Source organism: Stenotrophomonas sp. STEN240 (assembly GCF_056756175.1).
Map to the genome: position 1 here is coordinate 101,657 of NZ_JBRRBO010000005.1, position 12,859 is coordinate 114,515.

The 12,859-nt window shown below is 63.9% G+C and carries 7 protein-coding genes; 4 read left to right on the top strand and 3 right to left on the bottom strand.

Features of this window, described 5'->3' with window-relative positions:
- The first annotated feature begins 129 nt into the window (after positions 1-129).
- The 3 genes from ACVOKO_RS03800 to ACVOKO_RS03810 all read left to right on the top strand — a co-directional run bounded on the left by ACVOKO_RS03800 (position 130) and on the right by ACVOKO_RS03810 (position 8,398).
- Entirely contained in the window at positions 130-3,300 is a 3,171-nt protein-coding gene (locus ACVOKO_RS03800) for a TonB-dependent receptor (protein WP_346497430.1), read from the top strand.
- A 78-nt stretch (positions 3,301-3,378) separates the two neighbouring features.
- Positions 3,379-4,440 carry a pectate lyase gene (gene pelA, locus ACVOKO_RS03805; RefSeq protein WP_346497432.1) on the top strand — a complete coding sequence of 354 codons (1,062 nt, stop codon included), beginning with the start codon at positions 3,379-3,381 and terminating at the stop codon, positions 4,438-4,440.
- 184 nt (positions 4,441-4,624) lie between these two features.
- A complete protein-coding gene (locus ACVOKO_RS03810; RefSeq protein WP_346497494.1) occupies positions 4,625-8,398 on the top strand; it encodes a LamG-like jellyroll fold domain-containing protein in 3,774 nt (1,257 codons plus the stop codon).
- A 166-nt stretch (positions 8,399-8,564) separates the two neighbouring features.
- On the opposite strand, the gene ACVOKO_RS03815 is transcribed toward ACVOKO_RS03810, so the two are convergent.
- The 3 genes from ACVOKO_RS03815 to ACVOKO_RS03825 form a co-directional block, all read right to left on the bottom strand.
- Positions 8,565-9,155: a cysteine dioxygenase family protein gene (locus ACVOKO_RS03815; protein ID WP_346497434.1), complete on the bottom strand. Its 591-nt coding sequence runs from the start codon at positions 9,153-9,155 to the stop codon at positions 8,565-8,567.
- 56 nt (positions 9,156-9,211) lie between these two features.
- A complete protein-coding gene (locus ACVOKO_RS03820; RefSeq protein ID WP_346497436.1) occupies positions 9,212-10,816 on the bottom strand; it encodes a carboxylesterase/lipase family protein in 1,605 nt (534 codons plus the stop codon).
- Positions 10,817-10,890: 74 nt separating this feature from the next.
- Entirely contained in the window at positions 10,891-11,889 is a 999-nt protein-coding gene (locus tag ACVOKO_RS03825) for an alpha/beta hydrolase (RefSeq protein WP_430980707.1), read from the bottom strand.
- Between the two features lie 140 nt (positions 11,890-12,029).
- Here ACVOKO_RS03825 and ACVOKO_RS03830 point away from each other — a divergent pair, with 140 nt between their 5' ends.
- Positions 12,030-12,857 (top strand): 2-keto-4-pentenoate hydratase, encoded by an 828-nt coding sequence (locus ACVOKO_RS03830; protein WP_346497440.1) that lies wholly within the window; start codon positions 12,030-12,032, stop codon positions 12,855-12,857.
- Positions 12,858-12,859: the final 2 nt, after the last annotated feature.

The window sequence follows — 12,859 nt, forward strand, 5'->3', positions numbered from 1 at the left end:
TACGCCATGGCCTGCCGCTTGTTCCTGTCGGGCCGCAACGGCCTGGCAACGCCTGTAGTACTCGCCAGGGAAATCACTCTCGCCCCTTTCAGTCCGCTTGATTCCCCGCCCGGGGAAGGAGCCCACCGCATGGATCGTAAGCGTCGTTTTGGAAAGACACCGGTTACCTTGTTGGCAACCGCCATTGCTTCGGTATTGACCGCTCCCCTCGCCTTTGCCCAGTCCGCACCTGCGGCCGCCGAGGCCACCCAGCTTGATGCAGTGAACGTCACTGGCTATCGCCAGAGCCTGCAGAAATCGCTGGACGAAAAGCGTTACACCACCGAACAGGTGGATGCGATCTTCGCCGAGGACATCGGCAAATTCCCCGACCAGAATCTTGCCGAATCGCTGCAGCGCATCGCTGGCGTATCGATTGATCGCGAAGGCGGTGAAGGCCAGCGCATCTCGATCCGCGGCCTGGGTGCGGACTTCACCCGCGTGCGCCTCAATGGCCTGGAAGCACTGGCCACCGCCGGCAACGGCAGCAGTGGCGTCAACCGCAGCCGTGGTTTCGATTTCAATACCTTTGCCTCCGAGCTCTTCAGCCAGGTCAAGGTCAACAAGACCCAGTCGGCGCAGATGGACGAGGGTTCGCTGGGCTCAACCGTGGACCTGCGCGGCTCGCGGCCGTTCGATTTCGCCGGCTTCCAGGCCTCGGCCTCGGCGCAGGCCGGTTATGGCGAGTTGTCGGAGAAATTTGATCCGCGCTTTTCTGGCCTGATCAGCAACACCTGGGCCGATGGCCGTTTCGGTGCACTGCTGTCCGGCTCGTACAGCAAGCGCAACGTCTACGAGGAAGGCTACAACCCGGTGCGTTGGGAACACGGCAACCACCGCAATTCGAACCAGGCCACTGCTGCCAACAACGGCACCTATGGTTTCTGCTCGCCGGTAGGCTACAACCCGCAGACGCCGCGCAATCCAGCTTCCAATGAAACCGCCGCCGGCAGCGGCAGCCAGGCCAACCAGGACCGCAACAACGGCTGGGGCAGCTACGGCATCAGCAGGACCCATTGCGGTAACGGCCTGCCTCGCCCGGCCAATACGCCGGAGAACATCGCCGCCTACGAGACCGCGACCAATGCCTGGATTCCGCGCTATCCGCGTTACATCCGCACCGCGCACGAAATCGAGCGGTTGGGCGTAACCGGCGCGTTCCAGTTCAAGGTGTCCGATGACACCCTGCTCAGCTTCGATGCGATGTACTCCAAGCTGGACAAGGAGCAGCGCGAAGATTCCATCGGTGCCAACCTGCACCGCGCGGCCAACCTCGGCGGCAAGACCCAGATCGTGGTGCGCGAGGCCGAGGTGGATGCGCAGAACCGGTTGATCTACGGCGTATTCGACAACGTCGATTTCCGCACCGAATCGAGCCTGATCGAGGAATCGACGACCTTCCAGCAGTACAGCCTGAATCTGGAGCACCACTTCAACGATGCAGTGAAGATGGAGGCGGTGCTCGGCCACTCCAGCTCCGACTATGAGCGCCCGGTGTTCTCGCTGGTGAGCTTCGACAACAGCAATGTCGACGGCTTCGTGATGGACATGCGCAACGGCGGTGACATGCCGAACATGACCTTGCCGTTTGCCTTGAACGACCCGGCGGCATGGTCGTGGCTGGGTTATGGCGCGGTGCCGGTGAACAGCAATGGCACCGCACGCGGCAGCAACATCAGTGAAGTGCGCTTGAACCCCAGCTACGTCAACAACGCCTTCGATACCGCCAAGATCGATCTGCAGTTCAACATCAATCCGACCTTCACCCTGCGTACCGGCCTTGCCTACAAGGACTACGACATGGAGTCGGAGGAGTACCGCCACATCAGCTACGGACGCCTGGCCCAGGCCTTGCCGGCCGGGGTGACCGTGGGCGATATGAGCACCAACCTGACCGGCTTCGGCAAGAACCTGTCCGGCAATGTGCCGAATGGGTGGCTGATCCCGGACTTCGGCAAGATCGCCGAGCTGCTCAACATCAACTGCAACTGCGATACCGGTGTGCAGGGCGGTGACTACCGCCTGGCCGGCGTCGGCCACTTTGGTGCCTCCAACAACAACTTCGAGGTCAACGAGCGCAGCCTGGGTGGCTATCTGCAGCTGGATTTCAACACCGAGCTATGGGACCGCGCCTTCCGCGGCAACCTTGGCGTGCGTGTGGTCAATACCCAGATCAACGCGTCGGGCTGGGCGCCGTGCAACGCGGCCACCTCGGGCAACAATTCGGCCAACTGTGAATCGTTCTTCGGTGTCGCCAGTGCCACCGCTGCCGCCGGCGAACGCTCGCTGGTGCGCTCGGTGGTCAACCACAGCTACCAGGACGTGCTGCCTTCGTTGAACCTGGCCTGGGACGTGGCCGAGAACGTGGTGCTGCGCTTTGGCGCGGCCAAGACAATGGCCCGCCCAACCCTGGCCTACCTTTCGCCCAGTGTCAGCGGTGGCCCCACCGGTTACTTCGACGATGGTCGCGTGTTCGCGATCAACCTTGGCAACCCCAAGCTCGACCCGTTCCGCTCCACCAACTACGACCTGAGCGCGGAGTGGTACTTCGGTGATGGCGGGCTGCTGTCGGCGGCGTTGTTCTACAAGGACATCGACAGCTATGTGCAGCGCACCCGCCTGCTGACGACCTGGGGCGACATGGGCTACTCGTTGGATCTGCTGCCAGCGGGCTTCAACGCCGACACCTTGTTCAATGTGCAGAGCTACTACAACACCCCGGGTGGCCCGCTGAAGGGCTACGAGCTGAGCTACCAGCAGCCGTTTACCTTCCTGCCGGGGATCTGGAGCAAGTTCGGCATCCAGCTGAACTACACGCATGTCGAGTCCAGCATCAAGTACATGTTCAGCTCGGCCGGCAACAGCAATACCAGCATTACCACCACCTTCACCGACAACGACCTGGTCAACCTGTCGCCGAACTCGTACAACGCCACGCTCTACTACGACGATGGCAAGTTCAGCGCCCGTGTTTCCACCAGTTACCGAGACGGCTACATCGGCGAAATCCTGAGCCAGGAGAGCGTCTGGGACCTGGACGGCAAGCAACTGGCCACGCCCGATGTAACCGGCAAGGACAGCGTGCGCAATGTGGATTTCAACATGTCGTACAAGCTCAGCAAGAAGCTGTCGCTGACCTTCGAGGCGATCAACCTGCTGGACACGCCGGATCAACGTTACGTGGATTCGGCCTTGCAGATGGCTGACCGCTACACCGTCACCGGCCGCCAGTACTACCTCGGCGCACGCTACAAGTTCTGAGATGAGGCAGCTGCACGGCCAATGCAGTAAAACCGGGATGCCAGCACGCTGGCATCCCGCTGCATGCAGGAGGAAGCGATGAAGTGCTTGTGGTTACCGACCGTGTTGCTGCTGGGTGCGGGCTGGCTATGCCCGCCGGCGCACGCGGCTGCGCCGCGTACCGAGGCGGAAGCGGAAAACATGTTGTTGCTGCAGACCGCCTCCGGCGGCTGGTCCAAGCAATACCAGGGCAAGGCGGTGGACTACCAGCATGTGTTCAGTGCTGGCGAGCGTGCAGCGCTGCAGGCACCGGACCGGGTGGACGATGCCAACATCGACAACAAGTCCACCACGCGCGAGATCCGTCATCTGTTGCAGGCTTGGCAGGACACCGGCAACGCGGCGTATCTGGGCGCCGCGCAGCGCGGCGTGGACTATCTGCTGGCTGCGCAATACGCCAACGGCGGCTGGCCGCAGTATTACCCCGAGCGCTCGCTGTACCGCCATCAGATCACCTTCAACGATGACGCGATGACCCGCGTGCTCGACCTGTTGCAGGACATCGCAGAAGGCGCACCCGCCGTTGCTGGTCTGCCTGCGGACTACCGGGGCAAGGCCAACGCCGCCTTGCAACGTGGGTTGGGCAATGTGCTGGCCACGCAGGTGCGCATGGACGGCCGCCTGAGCATCTGGGCGGCGCAGTACGACGAGGTCAGCCTGCAGCCGGCCAAGGCGCGCTCCTACGAGCTGCCTGCGCTGGCGGTGTCCGAGTCGGTAGGCGTGCTGCGGCTGCTGATGCGTCAACCCGAGCCGAGCCCGCAGACGGTGGAGGCCATTGAAGCCGGCCTGCAGTGGCTGCAGGCAAATGCGCTGCCGGACCTGGCGATGCGCAAGGTCGAGGCCGCCGACCAGCCCAGCGGCAAGGACGTGCTTATAGAACCTTTGGCAGGCGCACGCCTGTGGGCACGCTTCTACGATCTGCAACAGGGCCGGCCGATGTTCGTCAACCGCGAAGGCGAGCGTGTGGCGCGGTTCGCGGATATTCCGAACGAACGCCGGGTAGGTTATGCCTGGTACGGCGTATGGCCGGAGCAGTTGCTGGTGCGGGAGTGGCCGAAGTGGGCGCAGCGGTATGGGCGGAAGATGCCGGAACGCACATGAAAGTCACCCTTCTCCCTCCGGGAGAAGGTGGCCCGAAGGGCCGGATGAGGGTAGGGGCGAAGCCCATGCAATCCTGCATTGCGGATGTGGCCAACCCTCTCCCCAACCCCTCTCCCGAAGGGAGAGGGGCTAAAGCAAAGCAGTCAACCGATTTGGAATGAGCTAGACGATGAACCAGAAAACCATGTTGCGCCCCACCCACCTCGCCTGCGTGCTGGGCCTGCTGTTGGCACCGTTGAGCGTTGCAGCGCAATCCCCCGAGCTGCTGTTCCGCGTATCGGCGGACAAGGGCTTCATTGCCGACAGCGCGCAAGGCGATGCCACCCCCAACTTCCAGGACAAGGTCAGCCTTGTCGAGGACGGCGCGCATGGCCGCGCCATCCAGTGGCAGGACGATGGCGTGCTGTCGTGGAACGCGCCGGGCAATATCCAGGCCGAACGCGGCACGCTGTCCTTTTTCTGGCGCTCGCGTTACGCGGTGGGCGAAACCCCGTTTGTGATCTTCCGCGTCGGTTATGCCGACCACAGCAGCTGGGACATGGCCTGGCTGCGCATCGACTGGAACGGTCATGGCTTCGATGCCTTCGTCACCGATGCCAATCTGGCCCGCACCCGCGTCTCGTTCAAGCTCGACAAGAACCCAAGCCCGGAGCAATGGCAGCACATCGCATTCGCCTGGGACGAGGACAAGGGCGTCAAGCTGTTCGTCGATGGCCGCGAGGTTGCGCAGGCGGTGGCCACCGGCGATTACGATGCCGCCCTGGACCAGCTCGGCCTCGCCGGCCGGGTGATGGCGCCGTACCAGGTGCAGAGCCGCTACAACTTCCTGCGCGGCAGCGACTTCGACGAGATCCGTGTCTACGACCGCATGCTTGATGGCGCCGGTGTTGCCGCACTTGCACGCAATGCCGAGCCACGCAGTGCCGAAACCGCAACCGCTTCACAGCGCGCCTGGTGGCACCGTTATGGCTGGGAAGGCACGCCACCACCGGCATTGAGCGCGGCGACGACATCGATCCGCAAGGTCGAGTTCGCCGATGTAAAAGACAAGCTGCAGTGGATGTGGAAAGGCACCGACGGCATCGCCGAAACCACCTGGCCGGGCGTCTACAACCGCTCGCGCCTGCCCGGCCGCAATGACTACATGCAGCTGCCGGATTGGAACACCTATGTTGAAGGTGGCCAGCAACTAGATCTGACGGTTCCGGCAGGCGAAACCATCAACCGCATCGAGATCCGCGGCGCCGCCTATGGTGAGCTGAAAGGTACGGCGGGCAGCTTGTTCAACCGGCCGCAGGGCGTGGTGCGCAGTGTCGACAGCTTCGCCGATCAGGTTGGCGGCACGCTGCACTTCCACAACACCGCGCAGGAAACGCCGATCCAGGAGATCTGGGGCTATCAGGTCAGCGAAGCCGCCGAGCCGGAAGGCACGGTAAAGCAGCGCTACCAGATCGACAGCAGCGTGCTGCCGGACTACATCAACATCGCAAGCCTGCGTGACTACATCGACGGTCGCTTCGCGCCGGACGAGCGCAGCACGGTGATGGCCTTGCCCAAGGGCGCGGGTTCGCGCAAGCGCGGCGCCGACAGCCTGCCGGCCAAGCCGATGCCGATCGTGCATGTGCTGGTTCCGTCCGGCGTGGGTGATGCACCGGCCGCGCAGCCACTGATCCGCAGTTGGGCGCACAGCTGGGAGAACATGCATGACGGCCTGGATGGTGTGGCCATTGATATCCCGGCCCTGGATCTGCCCGCCACGCACGACGGCGTGATTCCGCTGAACATTCGCATCAAGGATCCGATCTGGCCGGCGCGCGACATGATCGACGTCTCGGTGTCGGTGAAGCCGGGCCAGGCGCGCACGCTGTGGCTGGATCTGCGCGACCGCATCCTCACCGCCGACAGTCTGTGGATCTCGGTGGCCTCGGCGGCACCGGGCTTCAACGCCGCATCGCTGGACGGTGGCGAAGTGCGGCTGGTATTCAAGGACCGCCAGGAGGCAGTCAAGCAGCACGTCGCCGATCGCTTCAACCAGGTGCGTGACAATTGGGGCTTCCTGGTCGAGGAACACACCACTTCCAAGCGCCAGCGTCTGTACGCGCGCGTCTATGCCGACTTGAGTGATCTGCTGCGGGTTGATCCCGACCATGAACTTGGCCGTCTTTACTGGAACTACATCAGCTACAACAGCCAGGGCAAGCCGCCGTTCGCGCAGCCGCAGCCGCCCAAGGGCGTAACGCTGTGGGCATTCCGCCAGGTGGAAGACCTGAAGTACGTGCGTCGCTTCGTTGACTGGTGGATAGAAAATCGCCAGGTGCCTTACGGCGATTTCGGCGGCGGCATTTCCGATGACTCGGATCTGGTCCAGCAGTGGCCAGGGCTGGCATTGATGGGGGTTGAGCCGGAGCGGCTGAACACCTCGCTGACCGCGCTGTCGGACGCTGTTTACAAGAACGGCATGTTCTCCAACGGCCTGAGCACCATCGAGACCGACGAGCTGCACGCTTACGAGGAAGGCATCAACGCCAACAGCGCGATGCTCTACCTCAACTGGGGCGATCCGCTCACCGTCGAGCGCCTGATGGAAACGGTGAAGGCTTTCGACGAGCGCATCATCCTGCGTAACCCGCAAGGCAACCTGCTGTTCTCCAGCAACTGGTTTGGCGGCAACAAGGTTTACCGCGAGCCGAACTGGCAGTGGCAAAAGCCATACTCGTTCCCGGCGCTGCACCCGGCCTTCCTGATCGGCGAATACAACGCCGATCCCACCGGCCGCAAGTTGGTTACAGGCTTGGCTGACGGCTATCTGGCCCACGCGTACAAAGACGACAAGGGCCGCTTCACCCTGCCCAACGAAATCAACTGGGCCACCGGCAAGACCCGTGGTGGCGAGTTGAACCAGGGGTCGGGTAGCGGCGATGTGATGCATACGTTCTGGGCCGCGTGGCGTTGGAGTGGCGATGCGAAGTACCTGCAGGCGCTGGACTATCGCGTGGTGCGTGGCGGGCCGGGCGTGCTGTCCAATCTTGGCGAGAACTACGTCGATGTACTGGGCAGGCAGCAGGACTGGGGCAAACAGTTGGTTGCTGATGCAGACAAAGGCGGCAGCGGTTTCGCCGCGATCAGCGCCTGGCAGCAGACCGGCGACAAGAAGTATCTGGAAGCACTGCATGCCGACGGCATCCAGGCCAAGGCGCAGCGCGAGTACATGAACACCGAAGGCCATTGGTGGAGTGACCGCGTCGAGGCTCCGAGTGAGTTCCTGCAGCGCCTGCGTCTGGGCGGCATCGGCCTGAAGCGCAACCAGAGCTGGCCGGGTCATACCGTCAGCTGGCAGTTTGCCCAGCCTGATGGCGCTGAGCAGGTGGCCTTGCTGGTGCATGCGCCGTCACGTGAGTACTTCAAGGTGATTGCCTACAACCTGAGCGACACGCCGCTGGATGCGACCATGACCGGCTGGAACATCGCCGCCGGTACCTGGCGTGTGCGTAGCGGTGTGGATCGCGATGGTGATGATGTGATCGACGGCAAGGCGGAGGTGCGCGAGGTGCTGCTTGAGAAGAGCGCCAGTACGCAGCTGCGCTTTGCGCCGAAGCAGAACCAGGTATTCGAGTTCGAGCTGGTGACAGCGGGTACGCCAGTGGAGACGCGCGCCGACCTGGGCATTGGTCGCGGTGACCTGAAGATCGACGGTGAGCGTGTGCTGCTGACCGTGCACAGCCTGGGGCATGTGGGAACCGGCGCCGGTTATGCGGTGCTGGAGGATGCCCGTGGCCGTGAGGTTGCGCGGGTTGCGGTGCCTGCCTTGGAGGCACCGTTGGATCTTGTGCCGCGCACGGCGACGGTGGAGTTGGTGTTGCCGGCTGGGTTCAAGCGTGAGGGGGCGAGCGTGCGGGTTGGCTTGGACGGGGACGGGGCTGAGGTTACGAAGCTCAACAACCGGCTGCCCTTGCGGTGATTGCTCGAGCGCCTCTCCCCTCGGGAGAGGGGCTTTGCTTGCGGTAGTGCCGAGCCATGCTCGGCAGGTGGCGTTACCGGGAAAGCCTCTGCCGAGCATGGCTCGGCACTACAGGCGTTGGTTGCTTTGTCGGCTCACGCCGCTCCCACAAAACCCAGCGCGCCGATTACGCATCCAACCCCAATTCCCTGCACTCACGCGCATACCAGCGCGGGCCATCGTCAATCGGCTGGAATACGTGGCTGCGCTCCATCACCCGCTGATAAACGTGCACGGATATCGCTATCCGCTCGGCATCGCTGTTGCGCAGTGTATGAAACTCATCGGGCGGAATCAGATTGCCCGCACTGCCCTTACAGCCCTGCAGGCAGTCACGCGGGGCGAACCGGTAGCGCTCGCCATCACGTTCCAGCATCCGGTAGGGGGTGATCTCCAGCGTGCCCTGCCATACGCCTTCCACGCACCACAGGCCGTCGTGGTCATGCAGCGGCGTGCCCTGCCCCGGCCCCCAGGTCATGGCGATGATGCTGTAGCCATGCTGCGGGCTGCGGTAGATCTCGCGGCGCGCGTAGTGGCCGTGCAGCGGTGCGTGTACACAGGCTGGCAGCACGATCTGCGGATCGTTGATGGCCTGCTCCAGTACGTGTTGGATCCGGGCAACGGCGCCTTGGGTGTCGCTCGCCTGCAGGGCGGCATCAATGCCATCCAACAAGCGCTGGCGTCCGGCAAACTCGGGATGCGGCGAATGCAATGTCATTGCCGCAGTCTAGGCAAGGCAGGTAAAGATTCCGTTGAAACTATCTGCGCGCCTGTTCAGAACGTGCCGCGTTGGATGAAGGGCGCCTGCTGATAGAGCCGGCGCTCGCCACCACGCGGATCATCCATCTGTCGGCTCGGGGTATCGAACAGCATTGTCTGCCGGCGCTCCAGCCCGTACTGCTGCCAGTGCGGCAGCCCGGCATGGTTGGGGTCGCCGTGGCGGGCGAAGGCCAGCAGTGCATCGCTCATCGTGTCTGACAGCTGCTGCATCGCCGCACCGCTGCCGGTGCGTGAACCGGGCTGGGCGTTGTTGTGGAACACCAGCGGGATATCCAGGGTATGGAAGGCGCGCAGCTTGGCGGCATCGCCATCACGGTCATAACCGTCCAGCTGAAAGGCCCAGGTCGGTGCGCCCTGTCGCGCGCGTGCTTCCAGTTCTTCCACTGCGCCGCGCCAGGAGCGACCTGCGGTGGTGGCGGCGAAGAACACCTCCGACGGCGAATATCGCGGGTATAGCCGGCGGTATTCAGCGATCACCACCGACGGCAACAGATCCACGTATTGCTGCGCCTCTAGCTTGGCCGGCAATTCCTCCCAGCTCAGTTCGAAATTCTTCGGATCGTTGCCGAGGAAGGCGCGGGTTTCGTCATGGGTATTGCCGATCACCATCGGGATCGCCGCCGATTGCTGCGCTGCCTGCGGCCAGAACGGATGCACCGGCAGGTTGCGCGCGTCCAGCACCGGGCCGACATACAGGCTGCTGTTCTCCACGCGCGAGGGATCGCGCACCTTCACCGCTTCCAGCAATTGCTGCATCGGCATGCGCCGCAATGCATCGGCATCGGTCTTGAAGTGCTCCAGCACCAGCTGCGCGCGCTGGGTGGCCGCGCGTGGGCCAGCGGCGGTGGCCTGCTGGCCGCTCATCGTCCAGGCGCGATGGAAAAGGCCTTTTGCCGCCGGCATCGCCATCAGCGTGGCGATCTTGGCACCGCCGCCGGATTGGCCGAATACGGTGACATTGTCGGCATCGCCGCCCAACTCGGCTGCATGCTGGCGCAGCCACTGCAGCGCCTGGACCAGATCAAGCTGGCCGACATTGCCGGAGTCGGCAAAGCGGTCGTCGCCGAGCTGGGCCAGGTAGAGATAGCCGAACAGGTTGAGCCGGTGATTGACCGTCACCACCACCACGTCGCCGCGTCGGCACAGGTTGCCGCCGTCATACAGCGGGTCGCTGCCGGAGCCGTTGTTGTAGGCACCGCCGTGGATATAGAACAGGATCGGCCGCTTGCCGCCGTCGCGCAGTGCCGGTGTCCACACGTTGAGGTAGAGGCAGTCTTCGCTGCCCGGGCCTTCGCTGCCGGTCTGCGGCGCGGCTGCGGCGTAGTCGAGGACATCACGTACGCCGCGCCAGGGCTGTTCCGGAAGTGCTGACTGGAAGCGGCGTGGGGCGGTGTCGGCGCCGTAGGGGATTCCACGGAAGACGTGCACGCCGCTTTCGGTCTGCCCGGCGAGGCGGCCGCTGCGGACGCGGGCGATCGGGCTCGTGCCGGTGCTGGCCCAGCTGTTGTTGCCGAGGGTGCTCAAGCCGGTTGCTGCGGCCAGCAGAGTGGTTTGCTGGAGGAAGCTGCGGCGGGCCGGGTTGTTTGGGTGTTGGGGCATGGTTGTGTCCTGGGATGGCGGGATTGGGCGCGCTTCGCCCTCTCCCCAACCCCTCTCCCGATGGGAGAGGGGCTTTAAAGGCTGGGCTTCGGTTGGGTTGGCGGTTGCGATGCCATCCAGCTCAGCGCCAGTTGTGGCCATGCCGCTGTTGTGAGGCCCACTGTGCCGCGTGTGCCGAAGCCGTGGCCGCCGTGTGGAAACAGGTGCATTTCACTGCTGATGCCGGCACTGCGCAGGCTGTCGTAGAACTGCAGGCTGTTGCCTACCGGCACCACCTCGTCATCGGCGGCATGCAGCAGGAAGGTTGGCGGTGTATCGGCGCGGACGTGCAGCTGCATCGAGTACTGCTGCAGCAGTGCGTCGCTGGGCGTGCTGCCCAGCAGTCGTTGCCGCGAGCCTGCATGCACGTCGTTGCCGCGCATGGTGATGACCGGGTACATCAGCAGCTGGAAATCCGGGCGCGCGCTTTGGTCATCGATCACGTCGCTGTGCGGGTAAACATTGCGGTCAAAGCCATTGCCCAGACGCGCGGCGAGATGTCCGCCGGCCGAGAAACCCATCGTGCCGACACGCTGCGGGTCCAGGCCCCATTCCGTGGCGCGGTGGCGGATAAGCCGCAGTGCACGCTGCGCATCGGCCAGCGCCGCTTCGCGATTGGCGCGGCCTTCGCCGGGTAGCCGGTAGCGCAATACGAACAGGGTCACTCCCCCCTGCTCCACCAAGGCAGGCACCAATGCCGTGCCTTCCTTGTCCAGCACCACCCGTTGATAGCCGCCGCCGGGGATCACCAGCAGCGCGCTGCCATTGGGCTTGGCCGGGCGGTACGCGACCAGGTAAGGCGCGCTGACATGCTCGATATAGCGGTCCGGCAATGCTGGGTCACCGCTGCGCTCGACGATGCGCTGCGCCTGCGGCAGTGCTTTGTCCCCCGGTGCCATACCTTGCGGCCACAGCGCGATGCGTTCGGCGGAACCCTCCGCGGGTTCACTCCCGGTAGCGGCCATCGCGGCCGTCGGAAGAAATGCGATGAGGGCGGCGAAAGCCAGCTGGCGCAGAGGTTTCAGTCGAATCATAAGGGCCGGAACAGGACAGGTGGCGATGGCGGGGTACAGCTTCTGGTGCACTGCACATTGTCAGATGACACCGGTTTACCTTATACAGCCAGTCACGGCACTGTCGATGGGCAGTGCAGCAAAGTCACCAGGAGACGCACTTGAGCAACGACCAAGGCAGCCAGCAGCAGGCAAGCGCCGCGCTGGACGAGATTGCCCGCACTTTTGTGGAAGCACGCCGCGACGGCCGTTCGCTTCCGGATTTCCCGGGTGCAATCCCGGAGGACCTGGTCACCGCCTATCAGGTGCAGGATCTGGCGATTGGTCGCTGGGACGACAGCGTGGTTGGTTGGAAAGTGGGCTATATCGCCGCCGAACGCCGCGACAACTCCGGCGACGATCGTCTTCTGGGGCCGATTTTCAAACGTAATCTCTGGAATGCTACCGGTAGCATCGTGGAGATCCCGGTATTTGCGGCCGCCGGTGGCTTTGCTGCGGTAGAGGCCGAATACGTGCTGGAACTGCTGGCCGATGCACCGGCCGACAAGCTGGACTGGACCCCGGAAGAAGCCGAAGCGCTGCCGGCGCGCCTGTTCATCGGTGTGGAAGTGGCCAGCAGCCCGCTCAAGACCATCAACGTGCTGGGCCCGCGCGTGGTGGTGTCCGATTTCGGCAACAACAACGGCTTGGTACTGGGCGGCGAAGTGCCGAACTGGACCCGCTGCGATGAGCCGGAACTGCGTGCGCAGACCGAGATCGACGGCGTGGTGGTCGGCACCGGTGGCGCTACCACCCTGCCCGGCGGCCTGCGCGCGGCCTATGCCTTCGCGCTGTCGCGTTCGGCCAAGCGCGGCCGGCCGCTGAAGAAGGGCGAGCTGATCGCTACCGGCAATGCCACCGGCATCCACGACATCAGCGTGGGCCAACAGGCATTGATTCGCTTCGCCGGTTACGGCGACATTTCCTGCAAGGCTGTGCCGGCCGGGTAATC